Source organism: Nonomuraea sp. B19D2 (assembly GCF_040137845.1).
Taxonomy (GTDB): domain Bacteria; phylum Actinomycetota; class Actinomycetes; order Streptosporangiales; family Streptosporangiaceae; genus Nonomuraea.
In genome coordinates this window covers 116,216-137,653 of sequence record NZ_JBEFAK010000022.1, presented here as the reverse complement: position 1 = coordinate 137,653, position 21,438 = coordinate 116,216, and the positions used below count along the sequence as shown (strand labels likewise).

The window sequence follows — 21,438 nt, the reverse complement described above, 5'->3', positions numbered from 1 at the left end:
CCGAGCAATCTAGCGCGGGTCCCTCAGCGCACCCCGGCCAGGGCGAGGGTCGACCCGGTGCGGGTCTTGGTGACCTTGAGCTGGGCGCTGATCCTCGACCGGAGCTCGGCGACGTGGCTGACGATGCCCACGGCCCGCCCTCCGTCGCGCAACCCGTCGAGGATGTCCAGCACGCCGTCGAGGGTGTCCTCGTCCAGGGTGCCGAAGCCCTCGTCCACGAACAGCGTGCCGAGCTCCGTGCCCCCGGCCTCGGCCGTGACGACGTCGGCCAGCCCCAGCGCCAGCGCCAGGGAGGTGATGAAGCTCTCGCCGCCGGACAGCGTGGCCGGGTCGCGATCGACGCCGGTCCACCCGTCGGCCACCCGCAGCCCCAGCCCGCCGCCCGAACGCCCCCGGGACCCCGCCGTCTTCCGCAGGTCGTGCCGTAGCAGGTAACGCCCTGACGACATGTGGTCGAGCCGTTCGTTCGCGGCGTCCACCACCTGCCGCAGCCGCTCCCCCAGCACGAACGACGACAGGCTCATGCTCCACTGGTTGTCGCTGGACGTGCCGCTGGCCAGGGCCGCCATCCGCTCGGCCAGCCGGTGCCGCTCGGCCGCCGGGCGCCACTGCTCGATGCGGCCGGCCAGCTCGCCGTGCAGCTCCTCCAGCCGCTGCGCCCTGGCCACGGCTCGGTCGCGCTCGCTCGACAGCCGCGTGTACGCCGCCTCCAGCCGGTCCCGCTCGCCCTCGATCGCCGCCAGGTCGGGCGCGGGCTCGGCGGCGGCCGCGATCAGCTCGGGCTGGGCCAGCACGCTCGTGACGGCGGCCTGCTCGTCGTCCAGCCGCCGCAACGCCTCGGCCTTGCGCTCCCGTTCGGCCGGACTCCTGAACGCCGCCTCCGCCTCCGCCACGTCCGCGAACCCCGCCTCGACGGCCGCCTCGGACGCGGCCTGCCCGGCTCTGACCAGCTCGTCGCCGGCCGCCATCGCCGCCTGCGTGGCCTCCAGCGCCTCCCGGAGCAGCTCGGCCTCGTCGTGCAACCTGGACAGGCGCGCGGTCAGGGTGGGGTCGTCGCCCCGCGCCGCGTCCAGCCGCGCGCTCAGCCGCCCGGCGTCGCCGCTCAGCTCCTCATGCCTGGTGCGGCAGGCCGCCAGCCGGGCGGCGACCCGCCGGCCGCGCTCCTCCAGCTCCAGCCGTTCCCGGCTGAGCGCCGCCGCCTCCCGCGCCAGCACCGGCTCGTTGCCCGCCGACGCCCGCAGCCTGCGCAGCTCGCGCTCGGCGCGGTCCAGCACGGCGGGCCCGTCCAGGTCCCCCTGGCCGGAGCCCTCTCCTTCGAGCGCCTCGCCCTGCGCATCGCGCGCAGCCGCCCCCGGCACCGCCGCGCTCGCATAGTCGAGCTCCCGGAGCATCGCGTCGGCGCCGTCGGCTGGGACCGGTGCCTGGGTGAGGCGGGTCAGGAGCCGGGCGCGTTCGGACTCCAGGTGGGTGCGATGGGCGCGGTGGGCGGCGAGGGCCTCGGCGACCTCCCTGGCCTGATCCCGAACCCGTTCGCGCTCGCTCTCGATGCGGTCGAGGGCGGCGGCCAGGGCGGGCTCCCGGTCGGCCACCGCCTGGAGACGGGCCAGCTCCTGCTCGGCCCCCAGAACGTGCGCCTGCGCCGTCTCGACGTCCAAGCCCTCGGTGGCCTCGGCCGCGTCGGCGTGCCGGGACTCGAGGGAGGCGAGGGCGCGTTCGGCGGCCTCGCGTTCGGCCAGGGCGGCTTCGTGCGCGCTCTCGGCTGCGTGCTCGTCCTCCGGCGAAGGGGCGCTGGGGGCGGGAGAGGCGGGGTGGGGGTGGTGGTCTGAGCCGCAGACCGCGCAGGGCCGGCCCTCGGACAGGTCGCGGGCCAGCTCCGCCGCCATGCCGTCGATGCGGGCCTGGCGCAGGTCCAGCCAGCGTTCGCGCAGGGTCTGGGCGTGGTCCACGAGCGCCTGGTGGGTGGCGACGGCCGCCTCCAGCTCCACGGCCAGGGCTTCGCGGCGGTGAGTGGCCTCCAGCGCGGCCCTGGCTGTGTCGAGGCCGGCGGACGCCGCCGGGATGGCGGCCGCCTGCGCCTGCACCTCCGCCAGCGCCGCGCCGGCGTCGGCGATGCGTCCGGGCAGCTCGGTCTCGGCGGCCGACACCTCGGCCTCGCGCTGTGCCAGCGCGTCGAGCTCCACGGCCAGCCTGGCCAGCTCATCGTCGATCTCGATCAGGTGGGCGGCGGCATCCCGGACGGCCTGCGCGGCCGGGATCCTGGCGGCATCCATCCGCGCCTCGGCCAGCCTGCCTTCGGCCTGTTCGATGAGGCCGGGCAGAACCGCCAGCCTTGCGCCGACGGCCTCGTCGGCGCCGACCAGCTCGGCCAGCTCCTCCGCCACGCGCAGCAGGTCGCGCCGGACCACCGACAGCCTGGCCTCCTCGGTGAGCAGCTCCGACAACCGCGCGATCTCCGCCTGCCGCTCCCGCTCCAGCCCCGCCAACTCAGCCGCCGCGGGACCGCCCGCCGAGGATGACGTGCTTGAGTGACGACTTGAGGTCGGCGAGGGGCCGGTGGCCTCGCCCGGCTGCCGTTCCGCCTGGCGGGCCAGCAGGGGGCGGGCTCGGGCGAGGGCGTCGGCGGCCAGGGCGCGTGCCTTGGTGGCGGCCTCCGAACGTTGCCTGGCCACCGTGATGAGAGGCAGCACGCGATCGGCCCTGGCGGCGTCGTCGAGGATGGCCTGCAGGTCGGCCCGCTCGTCCGCCCGCTCGTCGAGGGTGTGGCGCAGGGTGAGCGCCTCGGCGTAACGGCGCTGCCGGTCGGCGAGGGCGGCGGCTGCTCGAACCGCAACCGCGCCGCACGCAACGCCTGCCCGGCCAGCTCGTGCTGCTCATCGGCCCGCGTCACGACTGCCCGCGCCGCTTCGCGCAGCGCTCCCGCCCAGCGCAGGGGGTCCTCCTCGGGCGTGGGCGCCTCGGCGTCGGCCCCGTCCCGGCCCGCGGCACCATCGCCGGCGGACACACCGCCGTGCAGGTCGTCGCCCGCCGCTTCCTCCACCCGCTTGATGGCGAAGTCCACCTGCTGCCGGAGCTCCTGCGCCGCCCGCCACGCCAGCTTCCGGTGCTCGGCCAGCCACGACTCGGCCTGGGTGAAGACCTTCACCGTGAACAGCCGCTCGAGCAGCTTGGCCCGATCATCCCCGTCCGCCCGCAGGAACTTGGCGAAATCCCCCTGGGGCAGCATCGCCACCTGGCAGAACTGCTCGGCGTTCATGCCCAGCAGCCCGCCCACCAGATCGCCCGCCTCGTCGAGCCTGGTCGTCAGCCCGTGCCACTCGGCCCCCTGCCACTCGGAGACGACGACCTTGGACTTCTCCTCCGTGGAACCGGTCCCGCGCAGCTTGGGACGGTGCCAGGCCGGTGAGCGCTGGATGCGGAGTAACCGGCCACGGATGGACACCTCCAGCGTGACCGAGGGCCCGGCCGAGGGCGGGGCGTGGTCGCAGCGCAGGCTGCGGGCGCTGTTGCGCTGACCGGGCACCTGGCCGTAGAGGGCGAAGCAGAGCGCGTCGAGGATCGTGGTCTTGCCCGCCCCCGTAGGCCCGTGGACCAGGAACAGGCCCGCCTCGGCCAGCGCGTCGAAGTCGACCGTCTCGGAGCCGGGAAAGGACCCGAACGCCGTCAGCGAGAGCCGGTGCGGCCGCATCTACGCCATCGTCTCCTTCACCCTCGACGCCTCGATGGCCTGTCTTAGCAGGTCTTCCTCCTCAGGTGCGGCAGGCTCGCCGCGGACCTCCCTGACGAAATCAAGGGCCACCTCCGCCTCCGGCCGCCCGCTGAGGCGTACGGGCTGGGCGGCGGTTGCCGCGCCGACCGGGTCGAAGGAGAGGGCGAGGGTGTGGGGGAAACGGGCGCGCAGCCGGTCCATGGCGGATTTGGGGCGGACGGCATCGGTGAGCGTGACCTGCAGCCAGTGGTCCTCGACAGCGGCATGTCGCGGATCTGTCAGCAGCGCCTCGAGCTCTCCCCACAGCCGCCCGACGGGCCGCGGCACAGGCGCCGGCACGAACTCCACATCCTCCACCTCGGAGCCGAGAGTGACCAGCCACGACCCCTTGACCTGCCCGACCTCCGAGAACGAGTAGGCCAGCGGCGAGCCCGAGTAACGCACGGTCTGCGACATCCGCTGCCGCCCGTGCAGATGGCCCAGCGCGGCATACGACACCCCGTCGAAGGCAGGCAGCGGAACGTGCGCCACGCCGCCCACGCTGATGTCGCGCTCGCTGTCGCTGGCCTGCCCACCGGTGACGAAGCAGTGCGAGAGCACCACCGAGGCGCGATGGCGGACGGAATCGGCCCTGATGCGGTCCATCGCGTACGTGAGCGCGGCCGTGTGGCTCCGGTCGGGCAGCTCCCAGGCGGCGCGGACCAGCTCGGGCTCGAGGTACGGGATGCCGTAGAAGGCCACGTCGTCCACCAGCACCGGCTCCCAGGCGAGGTCGGGCGAGGTGCGCACATGGACCCCGGCTGCCTCGAACAGCGCCGAGCCGAAGCGCAGCCGCAGCGCCGAGTCGTGGTTGCCGCTGATCAGCACCACCCGCGCCCCGGCCGCGCGCAGCCTCGCGAGCGCCTCGTCGAGCAGCGCCACCGCGTCGACCGGCGGCAGCGCACGGTCGTAGACGTCGCCCGCGACCGCCACCACGTCGACCCCTTCGGACCGCACCGTCTCCACCAGGTGGTCGACGAACGCCGCCTGCCCGGCGAGCAGGCTCTCCCGGTGGAAGGAGCGCCCCAGATGCCAGTCGGAGGTGTGCAGGATCCGCATGTCGCAGGAAGCTAACAGCTCTCACCGACAAATGCGGCCTCACCTGTCTCATGGGCCGGGAGTAGGCTAGAAGATCGGCGGGCAAACCAACCCACATGGGGAGGCCGATGCGCACTGGCCGTGGCACCTTGAGCGTCGCCGCCGGCCTGGTCCTGGTGGCTCTTGCGACGGTCGGATACGTCCTGCCACCCGCGTTCGATCCGCCGCCGCTCAAGGCGGACCCAGTCTTCCAGACGATTCCGGCGCAGCCGCCGAGCGAGCTGCGGCCGGTGGTGGCAGTCGATCCCATCCGCAGGGAGGAGATCTCCATCGCGGCGGAGGGCCAGCGCCTGGACGGCACGCTCCGGGTGCCGCTGACGCCGGGGCGCCATCCGGCGCTGGTGTTCGTGTCGGGATCGGGCAACGGGTCGCGGACGGAGTTCACGCCGCAGGCGGAGTTCCTGGCCAAGGCGGGCGTGGTCACGATGGCGTTCGACAAGCGCACGACCGGCTACGACTTCCGCCACAGGGACTTCTCGCTGCTCGCCGACGACACGCTGCGCATGGTGGAGTTCCTGCGCGCGCGTCCCGAGGTGGACCCGGCGCGGATCGGCCTGTGGGGGGTCAGCGAGGGCGGTTGGGTGGTGCCGATCGCGGCGGCCAAGAGCACGGCGGTGGGGTTCGTGATCCTGGTGTCGTCCCCCAACGTCTCCCCGCTCCGCCAGGTCGCCTGGGCGCTCAACGAGCAACTGCTCAGGCTGCACGCCCCGATCGGCGCCCGCGACCTGCTGACCAGGGCGATGGGCGGGGTCGGCTTCAACTTCCTGAGGTACGACGCGCAGCCGGCATTAAGCGAGATCAAGCAGCCGGTTCTGGCCTTCTACGGCACGATGGACCCCTCGATCCCCTTCGTCGAGTCCACGCAGGCCCTCATCAAGGGACTGCACAGAGCGGGCAATGACAACTACACGATCCGGTTCATGGCCAAGGGCGACCACGCCATGCGGGTGAACGGCGGCGAGTTCACCAAGGGCTATCTCGAGACCCTCGCCAACTGGATCACCGGACTGCCCGGCACGGCCAGGCCCGCGCTGCACATGGCGGGCGCCACGCCGGTGCAGCGGTTCGAGGCCAGCGACGTGCCGGCCGCCCCCTGGTACGCGGGCGGCACGATGCTGGGGCTGACGATCTGCCTGGCCGCCGTCGGCTACGTGGCGGGTCCGGTCGCGGCCATGGTCGTCCGCCTGCGCGGGCGCAACCAGGTCCGCGCCGAGACCAACGCCGCGCTGTGGCCGCCGATCAGACGCAGGCTCAACCGGATGGCCTGGACGGGCCTGGGCCTGCTGGCGTCGGTGGTGGCGTTCATCACCTTGCTGGTGCTGTTCTCCGTCAACCAGGCAGGCGCCTGGCCGGCCGTGCTGGCGGGCTGGCTGGTCGTGCGGCTGCTGGCCGTGCTGATGCTGATTCAGGAGGTCACGGCGGTGGCGGCGTTCGTGTCCGCGCTGCGTGAGGGCATGCGGCCGGGCCGCTGGCAGCACGTGGCCGTGGCGGGCGTGCTGGGCGGCACCGGGCTCCTGCTGGTGGCGGCCGCCTACTACGGGCTGTTCTCGTTCCCCTGGTGATGTAGGGGTGCCTTATTGGGAATCTGGGCGAATCCAGGTTGTCACCCATGGTGGAGATCATTTCGGGAGAAGTACCCCTGGTCGCCGGGCAGGAGCAAGCGCGGCGGTGTTCGACCTGCTCACCGCCCGCGAGCGATAGGTGCTCCACCATCTGGCGCGGGGGCTCGGCATCGCCGGGATCGCCTGCTCCGGGCCGAACGGATTGTCGGCTCGCGGTGAGTCGGTCACGTTCCAGGAGGTCACCAGGCACGTCACCCCGGTGCTGCGGTCAGGGCGAGGTCGTCCACGGTCACCGTGACGGGGGTGTCGGTGGCCTTACGGGACAAGAAGGTCAGGACGCCGGCCCCACCCGGGACCTGGAGTCCGGAGGTCGCGTCCGTGACGGAGAGCAGCCAGTCCGGCTCGGGCGCGCCGATGGCCCAGACCTTGCCGCGGATCGTGGTCGGTGACGTGCCGGTGACCTGGACGCGTACTCGCATCGCGATGCCCGCGCCCGCCGTCAGCCCGGGGACCCGCAGTGGCTGTGCGAGGTCGATCTCACTGCGGCCCGCCTCGAAGCGGATCAGCTGGAACAGGACCTTGCCGTTAGGCCGCAGGCTCACGTGCGCCCGGTAACCCCCCACTGTCGGGACCCTGCGTCCCACGGCGGACACGTAGATCCCGCCGCCGGTGGGGGGCTTGTCGCCGGCGAAGGTGAAGCTGAGGTCGGTTCTGGTCTCCTTCACGCCGTCCAGGTACGCGCTGGAGCCGGCTCCGGAGGTCATCGTGATCCGGCCCTTCTTGCCGTCCACCGAGTAGCCGCTCGCCGGAACGCCGACCAACCAGTGACGCTCCCCGTCGTCCGTCGTACCGAATCCGGTGCTGACCGTACGCCCGAACGTGTCGGACACCCGCAGCCCCCCGCCCCGGACCGCCGACGCACCCGGACTCGCCGACCCGCTGGGCGAGACCTCCCGTGAGCCCGACGGTGAGGCCGATGAGGGCTCGGCGGAGGTGGGGGCGGAAGCGTCGGGACGTGAGGCGGCCGAGGAGCCCGGCTCACCGGTACCTGAGGACGCCTGGGACCCCGTCCCGCCGAACGGCCGTAACCAGGCGAGCGCCCCCACCACGACCACGAGCAGCGCCGCCGCCACGGCGAGCGCGGCACGGCGGCCCCGCGCAGCGGTCCACCCGATGAGCACCGGGGCCCGTGAGGAGGGCGGGGCCGTCGGCTCCCCGGCCGGGCCCGCGGTGCCCCCACGACCGATGGGTTCCGCGGTGCCCCCACGACCAGTGGGTTCCGCGGTGCCCGCACGACCGGCCGTCCCGGCAAGATCCCGACCGCCGGCCGGGTCCGGCGTTCCCCGATCGCCGGCCGGTTCGGCGGCGAGGCGGCTGCCCAGGCTGGTGAGCTCCACGATCGACCGGCCGCGGCCACCGGAGAGCGGGTCGATCAGGCGGGACAGCAGCTCGCCCGCCGCCGGCCGGTGCGAAGGGTCCTTCTCCAAGGCGGCGGCGATCGAGCCGCGCAACGGCGGCGGGACCGCTGACAGATCCGGTTCGTGGGTGACGATGCGGTTCAGCACGTCCGCGATGCCCGCGGCGGCGAACGGGGAGGTGCCGGTGGCGGCGAAGACCATGGTGCCCGCCCAGGCGAAGACGTCCGAGGCGGGCAAGGCGGGGGCGCCGCTCAGCTGTTCGGGCGCGAGGTAGGCAGGGGTGCCGATGAGTCCGCTGGTCATGGTCGTGACACCGTCCGCGCGGGCGATGCCGAAGTCGACCACCCGGGGACCGTCCGGGCCGAGCAGCACGTTGCTCGGTTTGAAGTCGCGGTGCACGACGCCGGCCGCGTGGATGGCGGCCAGGGCCGTCGTGGTGCCGACGGCCAGCCGTTCCAGCTCGCCGCCGTGCAGGGGGCCGTGCTCGTGTACCCGTTCCGCCAGCGTCGGCCCGTCCACGAACTCGCTCACCACGTACGGCCGCGGCCCGTCCGGCACGGCCGTGAGCACGCGGGCGGTGCAGAAGGGCGCCACGCTCTCCACCGCGGCCAGCTCGCGGGCCAGACGGGCGCGGGCCTCGGCGTCGGCCCTGATCAGCACCTTCACCGCCACCCGCTGCCCACCTGCATCGCGGGCCAGGTAGACGATTCCCTGGCCGCCCTCACCGAGTCGGCCCAGCAGCTCGAACTCACCCAGACGCGGAGGATCCTCAGGGGCAAGAGGGGCAACCATGCTCCATACGGTACTGATCCGCTCAACCAAGCGTGAGGCGTCTAGGCCGTGCTCCTGCGTCCAATGTGACGAGCTCGCCCTTCCTCGGGAACGCGGCGGCCACCACCCCGCCGAACCGTGATGTCGTACGTCCCCGCGCATCGACGATCTCCGCCGTCCCATCGTGGACCAGCGCGAACCGGCGACCGTCCGGATCGGCGGCGACCGTCGCCTCAGTGGCGAGTTCCCTGGCCCAGATCTGACGCCCGTCCACACCGACACCCCGGACGGCCGTGTGCCGCACGCCCCGCTCGTCCACCCAGCGGTCCAGCACGACCGCGCCGTCCCGGCCCGCCGCGCACTCCGCGGCGACCCTCAGGTCGGTCCGGAGTGGCACTGTGCGGCCGTTCACCAGCATCCGCGCGCCGGGGCCGGTGAGCACGGTCAGGTCGCCGCCGTCCGCCAGGCAGGCCCCCCACACGCCCGCCGCGGGCGCCGTGCGTCCAGTCGGCCGCCAGCCGTGCCGGTCGCGCCGGAACCAGCGGATGTCGGCCCCCGCGACGTCCGGGTCGTCGTACGCGATGAGGGCGGCCGACCGCGCCGGGTCCTCCACCCAGAGGAGCCCCGCCGCGCTGGAGATCGGGACCCGCGTTCGTTTCACGCCGTTCCTGAGCAGGGTGAGCCAGCCGCCCTTCCCCGGCGCGCTTTCGGCCAGCACAGCGTCCGACGGCCCCCGTACGCTGAGCACCCGCTTCCCTGCACCGCCCACCAGCGTGGCGCGCCCCATCGGCCGCCGCCAGGTCGGGACGTCGCCCGCGGGCGCTGACAGCACGGCGTCAGGGCAGCGCGCCGCGCAGACGGCGTCCGCGTCCTGGCGGTACGCTTCCCGGTCCGTCCAGCGCAGCTCCCCGCGCGAGGAGTAGCCCCGGTACGATCCGCTGCCGGGATCCGCCACCACCACACCATCGGACGAGACCGCGACGATCATCGGGTCGGTCCTGTACGGGGCGGGCGACGGCTGAGCGGACGGACGGGCCGGCTCCACGGCGGCACAGCCACCGGCGAGAACTGCCGCGACCATGAGACCGGCGAGCGCCACCCGACGACGACGCATGAGAACCTCCCTCGACCGGCCGGGGCCGCGCCCTGGAAGACACGGCCCCTGCCTCAGCGAACGGGATCAGACGTTGCGCGTGTGACCGGCGCAGCGCGGGTCGGTGCCCCTCTTGTCGAAGACGGCCTTGAACTCCACGTACGCCGCCTTGTTCTTCGGCACCCTGATGCCGCTCTTCGGGACCGGGTTCCCGCCGTTGCGCGTGCCGGAGTTGACCTCGGAGTACCCCTTGCGGATGTTGTCCGGGGACTTCCAGGTCCAGTAGATCGGGTCGTGGCCGAGTCGGTTGTCGTGCTTCACCCGGAACTCGACGTTGTTCTTGTTGCCCACGCCGCTCCCGGCGATCGTCCAGGAGAACTTGGTGAAGACGTGGTACCGGCTGCTGTTGTGGTAGTGCGCGGTGAAGTTGATGTACGCGCCGCCCTTGCCGCAGGAGCCGGAGGCGGTCCCCATCGCGGACGCCGAGGTCGCCTCCGAAGCCGCGACGGCAGGGAGGGCGGCGAGACCGGTTGTTGCGGCCGCGGCGACAGCCAGGGCGGCGATCGAGGTGCGGAAGGTGATGAACGCCATCGTGATCTTCCTCTCTCATGTGTCCATTGGACTGACGAGAGGAAGCTAGTGCGGGTGATGTTGAGGCCGTGTTGAGGCGGTGTTGAGCCGTCAGAGCAGGTCGTCACGCCAGGTCGTCACACCAGGTCGTCACACCAGGTCGTCACACCAGGGCGGCGAGTAGGTCCAGCGCGGTCGCCCTACCGGGTTCGTCGGCGATGCCGTCGAAGATCTTGAACGCGTCCTCGGCCAGCTCGCGCGCCGCGTCGCGGTCGCCCTCAGCCTGGTTGACCCGGGCCAGCGCCAGCAACGCGTGCGCGTCCAGCAGCCGGTCGCCGAGCCGTACGGCGATGGACCTGGCCCGCTGCGCGCAGTCCCTGGCGCCAGGCACCCGCCGCTGCGCCAGCCGTGCCGCGGCCAGCTCCAGCAGGGTGTCGGCGTGCCGGTGCCGGTCGCCTACAGCATCGAAGAAGCCTGCGGCGGCGGCGAGCCGGTCGGCTGCCTCGTCGGGGCGGTCGGCCCGCCGCAGCACCGCGCCGAGCGCCTGCTGCGCCTCGGCGCCGGCCCTCCCGCTGCTGAAGGCGTGCAGAGAGGAGGTCAGCTGGCGTTCTGCCTCGTCCAGACGGCCCTGTTCCAGGTACACCTGGCCGATCCTGCGCCGGACCTGCGCGGCCTCCTTGCCGCTGGACGTACCGAGGCTCGTGAACGCCCCGAGCGCCCGGGTGAGCAGATCCAGCGCCTCCGCCCACCGGCCCTCGGCCCGGCACAGGTCGCCCTGGTCGCGCAGGAGCAGGGCCTCGGCGCGAGCGTCACCCGTGCGCCGCGCCGCCGCGAGGCCGGTCTCGGCGACCGGCCGCCAGTCGTCCAGGAAGCGCCGCCGTTCCAGGAACGGGCCCTGCAGATGCGCGAGCCGCCACGCGCCCTCGTCGAGCCCGGCCCCGTATAGGTCGCCGACCAGGGCGGCGAGGAACGCGCGCTCGGCGACGAGCCACTCGGCCGACTCCTTGATGTCCCTGGTAACGAAGCTGCGCATGGTCGGCTCACCGGAGACCAGCGGGAACCGGGACGCCTGCACCCGGGCGATCACGACGGCCTGGAGCCGCGCGAGCGCGTCCCGTACCGCATGCACGCCCTCCTCCTCCACCAGCCGCTCACGGGCGTAGAGCCGGGTCAGGTCGTGCATGCGGTAGCGGACCTGGCCCGCCACGTCCACGGTGTGCGCCTCCAGCAGGCCGGCGTCCACGAGCGTGTCGGCCTGGTCGCCGAAGACCTGGGCGGCCCAGTCGGCGACGTCGGGGGCCGACAGCGCGCCCAGCAGCCGCACCATGCGGCGCGCCGGCGTGGGCAGGCCCTCGTAGCCGACCGCGTACACGCTGCGGACCGTCTGGTCGCCCGAGTGAAGGCGGTCCAGCCGCCCGCGCTCGTCCTTCAGCAGGCCCGCGAGGTAGCCAGGGGTCCAGCCTGGTCTGGTGGCCAGGCGGGATCCGGCGATGCGCAGCGCGATGGGCAGCCCGCCGCAGAACCGCATCAGCTCCCGTACCCCGCCGTCGTCCGCCCGTTCCTCGCCGATGAGCTTGACGAGCAGGTCACGGGCCTCGTCGTCGTCCAGGACGCCCAGCGGCAGCCGTACGGCGCCGGTCAGCCCGCCGAGCGCCGACCGGCTGGTGATCACGGTGGGGCACGAGGTGAGCAGCGGCCGTACCTGGGACTCGTCGGCGGCGTCGTCCAGCACGACGAGCATGCGGCGGTTGGCGGTGTAAGTGCGCAGCAGCCGCTGCCGCTGGCCCTCCGATGCCGGTACCGCCTGGGCCGGGCAGCCGAGCCAGCGCAGGAAGTCCTCCAGGATCGCGCCAGGCCGGGTGGACTCGCGCAGGTCCGCGTACAGGATCCCGTCGGGGAAGCGCTCCCTGTGCCGCCAGGCGGCGCGTACGGCGAGCGCCGACTTCCCCACCCCGGCCGGGCCGTGCACGACGACCAGGCCGGAGAACACCTGGTCGAGCAGGTCGGCGCGGCCAGTGAAGTGGGCGACGTCCCGCGGTAAGAGCACCGGCGGGCCCGCGGAGACGTGCAGCATGACGTCGTCGTGCAGCATGCGGTGATAGAGCAGCTGCAGCTCGGGGTCGGGCTCGATGGCGTGCCCGCCGTCGAGCTCGTCGCGCAGCGCCGTGTACGCAGCCAGCGCCTCCACGCGCCGCCCGCTGCGATAGAGCGCCAGCATGAACTGGCCGCGGAAACGCTGCCAGAGCGGGTGCTGCGCGACCAGCCTCCGTACCTCGGACAGCAGCTCGCGGTGCCGGCCCGCGTCCAGGTCGAGCTCGATCCGGCGCTCCAGGGCGAGCAGGCGAAGCTCTTCGAGCTCCTCGCGCAGCCGCCCGGTCTCGGCCCAGCGCCTCGCGTCAGGATCCACGTCCGCCAGAACCGGCCCGCGCCACAGGCCCAGCGCCTCCCGCAGCTTCCCGCCGTCACGCCCGGACAGCCCTTCCTGCACGAGCCGGCGGAAGCGACCGACGTCGAGCTGATCGTCGTTGACGGCCAGCGTGTACGTGCCGGACACGGTGGTGATGACGTCCTTGCCGATCAGCTGCCGGAGCCGGCCGATGTAGCCGCGGATCAGCGAATCTGACCGGTCGCCCTCCTCCAGCGGCCACAGCAGCTGTCGCAGCCGCTCGACGGTGAGCGGGCGGCGGGCGTTGAGCACGAACATCGCCAGCAGGTCACGGTGCTTCGGAGCGGTGGGGGTGCGATCCTCGGCGCCGTCACGTACCGACAATGCCCCCATAATCCGAAATTCCATGACAAATCCCCGGGTGCGGCGGGCAGGACGTGGCGTCAAAGCCTCCACGATCCCACAGCTCCACCGCACCTCGCGCCCGGGATTCCACGCCGTTCCCGGCCAGTGAGCAGGTGTCAGTTTCCGAAGTGGAGTGCACGGATATGCGTTCCACGTCGGCCCGGTCCGCGATCACCACCACCGGCTCACCCCGGCCCCGCTACGGATCACCTGTGCCGGACACGGGCGCAGCCCCCGCTGGGGCTGCCCGCACCACTGAACGTGACCGGTCTCCCACGCGTGCGGTCACTTGACGTGTGGATAGGCGACCATGGTGCTGGTGGAGTCGTCCCAGAACAGACCGTATCCGGAGTAGTCACCGAAGGGAGCCACAACATAGTCGCCGAGCTGGACCTGGCCTGTGGCGAGATCGACGGTGACCCGAGGATCGGCCTGGTCGGCAGTCGAGGCGCCGATACCGAAGGCGACGCCGTCATCGGTCACACCGGTCAGATGCACCGGCTTGTCCTGGTCGGTCTCCTCGAAGCAGTGGCCGGTGCCTTCGTCCAGGTCGAAGGCCGTGTGGCTGCGGACGAGATAGCGCCCGTCAGCGGACAGGGAGGCTCCCTTGGAGTCGTCGGCCGTCACGCGCTGATCCGGCGCACAGTCGACTTCGGCGCGGACCTTTCCCGTGGCGGGGTCCAGAACGGCCCACGTGTCGTTGGCCGCGCCCTCGTCGCGCCACTGCGCGACGAGGGAGTCCCCGACCGGCGCGACGAAGATCTTGCGATCGGCGTCGGTGGTGAGAGTCCCGCCTGACCAGGCTCCCGGCACCCAGTAGTGACGGCGGGGCTGGGTGTTGGTGGACAGCAGCGGCCCGCGGGGAGTGACCGCTACGGCCTTGGTCGACGCGAAACACAGCTTGCACTCGCTGGCTGGAGGTTTCATCTTCCTCAGGTCGTACGTCTTCGTCGCGCCTGTGGCCGGATCCACGGTCACCACCATGTCGTTGTCCTGCTTCACCAGCAGTCCGCCACCGCCGTTGCTCACCGCACCCTCGCCGTCCAGTTCGAGATGGTGAGCCGGCTTGACTCCGTCTCCAACGGCACGGGCGGGGAAGATGTCGATCGTCGTGACCTGCCGGCCCTTGCTGACCACGTCGGCGCCCTGAAAGCCGGACGCGGAGGCGACCAGGTAGTCCTTTCCCTGCACGGTGACCGAGAACGCTGACATCAGGCCGGGGCCCTTCACCTCGGTCTTCCACAGGGTTTGGCCGCTGGTCACATCGAGCACGGTGATGGTGCCGTCGTTCTTGCCACCCTGCCCGAAGACGGCGACCGCCCCGGAGTGCGGCAGGGTGAGCTGGTCCCCCGGCAGATCTGACTCCCAGCCGCGGGAGGTGTCATAGAGGCTGGGCACCGACAGCTGGGTTTTCGGTGCGACACGCTCAGGGGAGGCGGACGAGGACGGCTTCCCCGTGCCGGTCCGGGACGCGTGCGGTCCTCCCGAGTCATCGCTTCCCGCACCTCCTCCGCAGGAGGTGAGAAGGCCGGCGACCACCATTGCCGCAAGTACGCACCTGGGCCGATTCACACGAATCCTCCATTCAGCAGAACGCATCGGTCGGTTCGACTGCCGAGATCGCCGCGAAGTTCGGCGACGTTTTCGACCTGAACAGGCCGTGGATCTGGCATGGTCGCTCTCATCAACCGCCTCCCGTACGAACGCGATCAATCCCTGATGGCTGTGACGCACTCGCCACTGGCCGGCCGCAGCACCTGAGCCAGTCGACGGTGCGCCGGTAGGCCTGATCTTCGGCCGGGGCGAGCACGACGTCGGCGACGGCACCGGCGGCCAGGCGCTCGCGCAACCACATCGTGTCCTCGGCACGGCGCGGCGGTCACTGGTCGGCCGCTGGTGTCGTTGGCGGACCGTCTTGAGCCCGGTGTGCCAGATGTACCTGTGTCCCCCGCCGCTCAGGTTCCAGACTTCGGTCCAGTTCCAGACGGGCTTGTTGCCCCAGCAGTAGCCGTGGAACTTGGCGCCCTTCTTGGGCCACCCGGTAGCCAGAGCTGAGGCTCTTCTCATGACTGGAAATGTAGGTCTACAGGTGTTGAGGATATGTTGAGAATCCGTCGAGCTTCCTGGACTGCGCCGCACGCCCGAGGAAGACGCCGTCCACACAAGGCTCCAGACGCCTCCGGCCGCACCCGCGCGGACGGACTGGAGGCGATGGCGGGCTCAGCCCACGCCGTGCTCGGCCCGTTCTGGGCCGAACTCCTCACGGAGAGCCACGGGGGGCAGACTCCGCTACCTGTCTTGGTCCGCCGAACGCGGACCAAGATACGCGTTCATCCAGCGGTCCAGCTCGGCGAACACCTGCTTGCGCACCGGCTCGGCCGACAGCACGAGATCGTGGATGCCGTCCGGGATGCGCACGCAGGTGACGTGCGGCCCCAGCGCGGTGGACCAGCGGGCGATGTGCTGCGGATCGAGCACGACGTCGGCGGAGCGGGCCTCCGGCACGAAGTCGCGTACCCGGAGCCCGTTGGTGGAGGCGAGCACGAGCACCGGCACGTCCACCGCGAGCCCCGCGTGCAGCCGCCGCTGCGCCCTGCGGATGGCGGCCAGCCACATGGCGTGCACGGAGAAGCCCGCCAGCGGCTTGAGCGTCAGGTCGTAGTCCCACTCGCCGCCCTCGCTGCGGTGCAGCGTCTGCCCGTAGACGGTGCTGATGCCCAGCGGGAGCGCCCTCCTCGTGTACGAGAGCGGCGTCTTGAGCAGGTCGGCGGCCAGGCGCAGCGGGGCGGGCACGTTCAGGTCGAAGAACGGGCTGTTGAGCGCCAGCCCCTGCACCAGCCCCCGGCCGCGGACCCGGTCGGCCCACAGGGAGGCGACGAGGCCGCCGGTGGAGTGGGCGTTGATCGTCAGCTCGTCGTGGTCCTGCCGGATGAGGCGGACGGCCTCGTCGATCTCGGGGAAGTAGTCGGTGACGCTCCTGATCAGGCCCCTGGTCTGGTGCGGCAGCAAAGAGCGCCCGTACTTTCGCAGGTCGAGCGCGTAGAAGTCGATGCCGCGCTGGATGTAGTGATCGGCCAGATGGTCCTGGAAGAAGTAGTCGGTGAACCCGTGCAGGTAGAGCACCGCCCTGCGGGATCCGACCGTCCTGGAGACCAGCGTCGCGACGACCTCGCCCTCGAAGTCGTGCGGCATGGGCAGCACGGTGATCTCGTACATGCTAGACACCATAGAGGCACATGTTAGACATCGTCGGCGTCGGCGAGGTCAAGCGACTCGATCAACTGCCCGCGCATTGCAAAGGTGACGGCGTTCAGCCGCTCCGGACGGTTCAATGTGACGGTGGCGATCTCGGTGATGACTGTTCGGCTACTGATGTTCATCCGCCGATAAAGACATATTTCGTATTTGGTGCGTAGGCTGCCGCCTCTATTGATGCCTGAGGTGGGCCTGGCCTAGCGCTGGTAGCGGCCTCGATCGGGCCTATGTGGTGGAGCTCGGGGAAACGGGGAAGGCGTGCGGCAGGCAAAGGAACCGGCGAGTGCCGGAGCGGTCCTCGGCTGGCTGGTGCTGGCGGCACTGGCGCCCGGGGCCGCTCATCTGCGTGCCGGTTGGCGCAAGACCGGGCTGGTCCTGCTCTCCTGCTACGTCGCCGGGCTGCTGGCGCTGCTCGCGCTGGCGCTGACCACCGACAACCTGATCGGCTCGCTGACCGAGAACTCCTGGCTGACGGCGATCCTGGTGGGCGCCGCCGTGCTGGGGGTGGCGTGGTTCACCCTGATCGTGCACTCGTTCGTCGTGCTGCGGCCCGGGCGGCTGCCGCAGTCCGGGCAGATCCTCAGCGGCACGCTGGCCGGGCTGCTCGCCGTCGTGGTGGTGTTCCCGTTCGGCTGGCTGACACAGGCCGTGTGGACCTCGCGGCAGACGCTCAACGACATCTTCCAGGAGACGCCGTCCGACTCGCCGTCCGCCGCGGCGGCGGAGAAGCCGGAGGAACCGTGGGCGGGGCGGCAGCGGGTCAACATCCTGCTGCTCGGCGGCGACGCCGACGACCACAGGATCGGCGTGCGTACCGACAGCATGAACCTGGCCAGCGTCGATGTGGACACCGGCAACACCGTGCTGTTCAGCCTGCCGCGCAACCTGGAGAACGTACGCTTCCGCCCTGGCACCCCGATGGCGCAGCAGTTCCCCAACGGCTTCCGGCTCCCGCCCGACCCCGGCGGCGGGCGCAGCGACCTGCTCAACAGCGTCTGGGAGTACGCCGACGCGCACCCCGAGATCTTCGGCGGCAAGCAGCACCAGGGCGCCAAGGTGCTGATGGACACGATCGGCTACACCCTCGGGGTCAAGGTCGACTGGTACGCCCTGGTCAACATGTGGGGGTTCGCCCGGCTCATCGACGCCATCGGCGGCATCACGGTCACCGTCGAGCAGGACGTGGTGTTCGGCAAGTACAACGAGGGGCTGGTCAAGGCCGGCACGCGCAAGCTCAAGGGCGCCGACGCGATGTGGTACGCCCGCTCGCGCACGTACAGCGACGACTACACCCGGATGCGCCGCCAGCGCTGCGTGCTCGGCGCGCTGCTCGACCAGGCGGACCCGGCGACGGTGCTGTCCAGGTTCAACCGGATCGCGCTGGCCACCAAGGAGCTGATCAGGACCGACATCCCGCGGTCGATGCTCAAGAACCTGGTGCCGCTGGCGCTGAAGGTCAAGAACGCCAAGGTGACCAGCGTGCAGTTCGTGCCCCCGCTGATCAGCACCGGCTATCCCGACTGGGAGAAGATCCGCCTCATCGCCGACAAGGCGATGCGCGACTCGGCACGTGGGAGCTCCCCGGTCGCCGCCTCCGCGAGCCCGTCACTCTCGCCATCGGCCACCGCGTCGCCCTCGCCCTCGCCCTCATCTTCGCCTTCGCCTTCGCCTTCGCCGAAGAAGTCGGCCGTCAAGAAGAACGGCCAGAGCCCGGCGAAGGGCCTCACGGAAGGCTGCGGCGGCCCGCTCTGAGCTGCGGGCTCACGCCGGCTTCGCGACGATCCGGCCCACCGGGACGCCGCCGCCCAGCACGTCCACCCGTTCGAAGGCCGCGGCCGGCGCGACGTCGCAGCCCATGCGGCGGAGCACCGCCAGCGCGATGGCCGTGGTGGCGCGGGGGCTGCCGTCGATGACCTTCACCGCGACCGAGTGGCCCGACTCCATGGCCACCACCAGCACCCCCTCGGCGCCTCCCTTCGCCAGGGCGCCGGGGAGGGCTCGCATCAGCTCGGTGTTCTGGTGGCCGGTCCCGCCCACGTACTCGGGGTGCGCGCGCATCGCGTCGGCGACCTGGCGTGGCGCGGTGCCCGGCGCGGCCAGGACCAGGCCTTGAACGGCCCGGGCCAGTCCGGTCAGCGACAGGCCGAACAGAGGCGCGCCGCAGCCGTCCACCGCCACGTGAGCGGCCTTCTCCCCCGCCAGTTCCTCGGTGACCGAACGCACCTGGAGCTGCAGGGGATGGCCGGCCGACAGGTATGAGGGCACGTCCCAGCCGTTGGCTACGGCGGCGACGAGCATGGCGGCGTGCTTGCCCGAGCAGTTCATGCGCTCGCGGGAGGGCTCCGCGCCCTGCCTGATGAGCCCGTACATGGTGGGGCTGTCCTCGGGCCACGACGGCGGGCAGGCCAGCGCGCCGAAGTCCAGGCCGTAGTCCTCGAGGATCTCCTGCACCAGCCGCACGTGGAAGTCCTCGCCGGTGTGGCTGCCCGCCGCGATGGCCAGCCGCGGCCCGGCCAGGGCCGCGCCCGCGGTGAGGCAGGCCAGCGCCTGGAACGGCTTGGCGGACGAGCGCGGCAGCACCGGCGCGTCCACCTTCCCGAGCGTCACCTCGGCACGCCCGGACGGGTCCAGGCCGACGGCGCTGCCGTAATGGACACTCTCCACGAAGCCGGAGCGGATGACCTCGGCTAGCACGGCGTAGTCAGGCACGTGCGGCTCTCCTTCTCAGTGAGGCTGACTGGCGGGCCTCCAGCGTGCGGGCCAGCTTGGACAGCGACGCGTTGACCACCAGGTAGACCAGCGCGACGACGAGGTACGTCTGGATGAGCAGGCCGTTGTAGGCGGCCAGGACCTTGCCGCTGTAGAGCAGCTCGCCGTAGCTGACGACGAAGCCCAGCGAGGTGTCCTTGAGCAGGCCGACGGACTGGCTGACGATCGACGGCAGCACGCGGCGGATCGCCTGGGGCAGCACGATGAGGCGCATCGTCTGGAACCGGGTGAGCCCCACGGCCAGGCCCGCCTCGGTCTGGCCGCGTTCGACGGAGTTGATGCCGGCGCGGAAGATCTCGGCGAAGGCGGCGGCGTTCGACGCCGTCAGCGGCACGCACAACTTCCAGAACAGCGGCAGGTCCAGGCCGTAGCGCGGCAGCGCGAACAGCACCACGTACACCAGCAGCAGCGCCGGGATGACCCTGACCACCTCGACGTAGGCGGCCGCCGGGAGGCGCAACCACCGCCGGTCCGAGAGCCGTCCGAGGGCCAGGAGCAGGCCGAACGCCATGGACAGTGCCGCCGACACGACCGCCGCCAGGAACGTGGACCACAGACCTGTCAGGAGATATCGCCACATGGGCCAGGTCGCGTACGGCTGCCAGCGGGCGGCGTCGAGCTGCCCGTTCGCCGCGAACTGCCGCACGGCCAGAGCGACGAGCGCGACGGCGGCCAGCGTGCCGAGCACGGTCGCGACGCGGATGCGCCTGCGCGCCTTGGGCCCGGGCTCGTCGAAGAGGACCGTCACCGGAGCATCACCAGCCTGCGTTCGAGCCTGCCGGTGACGAACCCCGCCACCGAGGCGATCAGCGCGTACGCCAAGCCCGCCCCCACGAAGATCGGGATGGGCTGCGCCTCGATGAGGTTCACCCGGTTGGCGGCGGCCGTCAGGTCGACGACGCCGACCGCGGCGGCGAGCGCGGTGTTCATGGTGGTCGCGATGAAGATGTTGCCGAGCGGCTGGACGACCGTGCGCAGCGCCTGCGGCAGGATGACGTGCCTGAGCGACTGGCTGAACGTCAGCCCGATCGCCCGCGCCGCCTCGCCCTGCCCCTTGCCCACCGAGTTCACGCCGGAGCGCAGGGCCTCGCCGACGTACGCGGCCTCGTACACGGCGATGACCACGATGGCCGTGACCAGCGGCTCGGCCTTGATGCCGATCTCCGGCAGGCCGAAGAAGGCCAGGACGAGCAGCACGAGCAGCGGCAGGTTCTGGAACGCCTCCACGTACGCCGTGCCGATGGCGCGCAGCACCCGTACCGGGCTGACCCGCAGGGCGCACACCAGCGCCCCCAGCACCGCCGCGCCGGCGAACGACGCGGCGGTGAGCTGGAACGTCACGATCAGCCCCTGCCACAGCTCGGGCAGGTGATCGAGCAGTACGGACATCAGGACCCCGGCACGGAGCCGATCTGCGGCGGCTGTGGAGCCTCGCCGGTCACGACGGTGCCGATGAACTTCTTCCAGATCCCCTGCCAGACACCGGCATCCTGGGTCTTCTTCAGCCAGTCGTTGAGGAACTTCTTGAACTGGTCGTCACCGTGCTTGAGCCCGATCCCGTACGGGTCCACGGTGAACGGCTTGGTCACGATCTGGATCGACGGGTCCTTCTGGGCGTCCGCGATCAGGAGCGTCTCGTCCTGCACGTAAGCCACGCCCCGGTCCTGCTTGAGCGCCTGGATGCACTCGGGGTCGCTGCCGAACGTGATGATCTCCGCCTGCGGCGCCAGCTTCTTGATCGCGGGGATGGCCGGGGTGTTCGCGCCCGCCAGGACCTTCTTGCCGTTCAGGTCCTCCGGCTTGGCGATGCCCGAGGTGCCCTTCTTCACGGCGATGGTCAGCCCCGAGGTGTAGTACGGGCCCGCGAACGACACCTGCTTCGCCCGCTCCTCCGTGATCGTGTACGTCTGGAAGACCACGTCCACGGTGCCGTTGGCCAGCAGCGCCTCCCGGGTCTCCGACGCGGAGTTGACGATCTTCACCTTGGGCTCGCCCAGGATGTACTTGGCCAGCGCCTTGCCCATCTCCGCGTCGAACCCCTCGACCTCGCCGGTGACGGGATTCTGCTGGGAGAGCAGAGGCGCGTCCAGCGAGCCGCCCACGAGGAGCTCACCGCGCTTCTTGATCTTCTCCATGGTCGAGCCGGGCAGGATGTCGGCCGCCGCCGCGACGGGCGCCTTGGCGAGCACGTCGGTGCCCTTCTGGGACGGCTCCCCCGGCACGGCGGGCACGGCGGGGCTGCTCGACTCACCACAGGCCGCCAGCCCTAAGACCGAGGCGGCGACAACGGCGACAAGTCTCTTCATGAACGGTCACTTCCTTCGATTTCGAAGATAGGCCGGACCGTAGTGGGTGATTTCGTAGCA

15 protein-coding genes and 1 pseudogene are annotated in these 21,438 nt (G+C 71.6%); 2 read left to right on the top strand and 14 right to left on the bottom strand.

Translation table 11 applies throughout. The annotated features are described in order from the left end of the window. Positions 1-23: 23 nt before the first annotated feature. From ABN273_RS59730 to ABN273_RS34175, 3 genes and pseudogenes are all read right to left on the bottom strand, one after another. A complete protein-coding gene (locus ABN273_RS59730; RefSeq protein ID WP_502911172.1) occupies positions 24-2,483 on the bottom strand; it encodes an SbcC/MukB-like Walker B domain-containing protein in 2,460 nt (819 codons plus the stop codon). Positions 2,484-3,205: 722 nt separating this feature from the next. Beyond that, positions 3,206-3,685 (bottom strand): annotated as a pseudogene (locus ABN273_RS59725) (AAA family ATPase); the annotation flags it as partial. After that, a complete protein-coding gene (locus ABN273_RS34175; protein ID WP_349453222.1) occupies positions 3,686-4,804 on the bottom strand; it encodes an exonuclease SbcCD subunit D in 1,119 nt (372 codons plus the stop codon). A gap of 107 nt (positions 4,805-4,911) precedes the next feature. On the opposite strand from ABN273_RS34175, the gene ABN273_RS34170 reads away from it, so the two are divergent. Further along, positions 4,912-6,405, top strand: coding sequence for an alpha/beta hydrolase family protein (locus tag ABN273_RS34170; RefSeq protein WP_349453221.1), 1,494 nt, complete (start codon positions 4,912-4,914; stop codon positions 6,403-6,405). Between the two features lie 251 nt (positions 6,406-6,656). Here ABN273_RS34170 and ABN273_RS34165 read toward each other — a convergent pair whose 3' ends face one another. The 7 genes from ABN273_RS34165 to ABN273_RS34135 form a co-directional block, all read right to left on the bottom strand. Further along, the gene (locus ABN273_RS34165) at positions 6,657-8,615 is read right to left on the bottom strand and encodes a serine/threonine-protein kinase (RefSeq protein WP_349453220.1); all 1,959 of its coding nucleotides are present in this window, start codon (positions 8,613-8,615) and stop codon (positions 6,657-6,659) included. Positions 8,616-8,637: 22 nt separating this feature from the next. After that, positions 8,638-9,708: a hypothetical protein gene (locus ABN273_RS34160; RefSeq protein ID WP_349453219.1), complete on the bottom strand. Its 1,071-nt coding sequence runs from the start codon at positions 9,706-9,708 to the stop codon at positions 8,638-8,640. Positions 9,709-9,774: 66 nt separating this feature from the next. Beyond that, entirely contained in the window at positions 9,775-10,278 is a 504-nt protein-coding gene (locus tag ABN273_RS34155) for a hypothetical protein (protein WP_349453218.1), read from the bottom strand. A 142-nt stretch (positions 10,279-10,420) separates the two neighbouring features. Further along, on the bottom strand, positions 10,421-13,051 hold the full coding sequence (locus ABN273_RS34150; protein ID WP_349453217.1) for an AfsR/SARP family transcriptional regulator: 2,631 nt from the start codon (positions 13,049-13,051) through the stop codon (positions 10,421-10,423). Positions 13,052-13,333: 282 nt separating this feature from the next. After that, positions 13,334-14,446, bottom strand: a complete 1,113-nt coding sequence (locus ABN273_RS34145) for a hypothetical protein (RefSeq protein ID WP_349453216.1) — start codon at positions 14,444-14,446, stop codon at positions 13,334-13,336. An 891-nt stretch (positions 14,447-15,337) separates the two neighbouring features. Continuing rightward, positions 15,338-16,264 carry an alpha/beta hydrolase gene (locus tag ABN273_RS34140; protein ID WP_349453215.1) on the bottom strand — a complete coding sequence of 309 codons (927 nt, stop codon included), beginning with the start codon at positions 16,262-16,264 and terminating at the stop codon, positions 15,338-15,340. A gap of 23 nt (positions 16,265-16,287) precedes the next feature. After that, the gene (locus ABN273_RS34135; RefSeq protein ID WP_349453214.1) at positions 16,288-16,428 is read right to left on the bottom strand and encodes a hypothetical protein; all 141 of its coding nucleotides are present in this window, start codon (positions 16,426-16,428) and stop codon (positions 16,288-16,290) included. 133 nt (positions 16,429-16,561) lie between these two features. Between ABN273_RS34135 and ABN273_RS34130 the strand changes: the two genes are divergently transcribed. Next, positions 16,562-18,055 carry an LCP family protein gene (locus ABN273_RS34130; RefSeq protein WP_349453213.1) on the top strand — a complete coding sequence of 498 codons (1,494 nt, stop codon included), beginning with the start codon at positions 16,562-16,564 and terminating at the stop codon, positions 18,053-18,055. A gap of 9 nt (positions 18,056-18,064) precedes the next feature. Here the strand turns inward: ABN273_RS34130 and ABN273_RS34125 are convergent, their stop codons facing one another. The 4 genes from ABN273_RS34125 to ABN273_RS34110 are packed head-to-tail and all read right to left on the bottom strand — an operon-like array spanning position 18,065 to position 21,378. After that, positions 18,065-19,012 carry an asparaginase gene (locus ABN273_RS34125; RefSeq protein ID WP_349453212.1) on the bottom strand — a complete coding sequence of 316 codons (948 nt, stop codon included), beginning with the start codon at positions 19,010-19,012 and terminating at the stop codon, positions 18,065-18,067. Further along, a complete protein-coding gene (locus tag ABN273_RS34120) occupies positions 19,005-19,820 on the bottom strand; it encodes an amino acid ABC transporter permease (RefSeq protein ID WP_349453211.1) in 816 nt (271 codons plus the stop codon). Before ABN273_RS34120 ends, ABN273_RS34125 begins: the two co-directional genes overlap by 8 nt. Then, entirely contained in the window at positions 19,817-20,461 is a 645-nt protein-coding gene (locus ABN273_RS34115) for an amino acid ABC transporter permease (RefSeq protein WP_349453210.1), read from the bottom strand. Before ABN273_RS34115 ends, ABN273_RS34120 begins: the two co-directional genes overlap by 4 nt. Then, positions 20,461-21,378, bottom strand: coding sequence for a glutamate ABC transporter substrate-binding protein (locus ABN273_RS34110; protein ID WP_349453209.1), 918 nt, complete (start codon positions 21,376-21,378; stop codon positions 20,461-20,463). The genes ABN273_RS34115 and ABN273_RS34110 overlap by 1 nt, the downstream gene beginning before the upstream one ends. Positions 21,379-21,438: the final 60 nt, after the last annotated feature.

Excerpts from the sequence above, each read along its gene's own strand:
- ABN273_RS34150 (WP_349453217.1), bottom strand. The coding sequence starts at position 13,051 with ATGGAATTTCGGATTATGGGGGCATTGTCGGTACGTGACGGCGCCGAG.
- ABN273_RS34160 (WP_349453219.1), bottom strand. The coding sequence starts at position 9,708 with ATGCGTCGTCGTCGGGTGGCGCTCGCCGGTCTCATGGTCGCGGCAGTT.
- ABN273_RS34165 (WP_349453220.1), bottom strand. The coding sequence starts at position 8,615 with ATGGTTGCCCCTCTTGCCCCTGAGGATCCTCCGCGTCTGGGTGAGTTC.
- ABN273_RS34175 (WP_349453222.1), bottom strand. The coding sequence starts at position 4,804 with ATGCGGATCCTGCACACCTCCGACTGGCATCTGGGGCGCTCCTTCCAC.
- ABN273_RS34155 (WP_349453218.1), bottom strand. The coding sequence starts at position 10,278 with ATGGCGTTCATCACCTTCCGCACCTCGATCGCCGCCCTGGCTGTCGCC.
- ABN273_RS34170 (WP_349453221.1), top strand. The coding sequence starts at position 4,912 with ATGCGCACTGGCCGTGGCACCTTGAGCGTCGCCGCCGGCCTGGTCCTG.
- ABN273_RS34115 (WP_349453210.1), bottom strand. The coding sequence starts at position 20,461 with ATGTCCGTACTGCTCGATCACCTGCCCGAGCTGTGGCAGGGGCTGATC.
- ABN273_RS34110 (WP_349453209.1), bottom strand. The coding sequence starts at position 21,378 with ATGAAGAGACTTGTCGCCGTTGTCGCCGCCTCGGTCTTAGGGCTGGCG.
- ABN273_RS34140 (WP_349453215.1), bottom strand. The coding sequence starts at position 16,264 with ATGTACGAGATCACCGTGCTGCCCATGCCGCACGACTTCGAGGGCGAG.
- ABN273_RS34135 (WP_349453214.1), bottom strand. The coding sequence starts at position 16,428 with ATGAACATCAGTAGCCGAACAGTCATCACCGAGATCGCCACCGTCACA.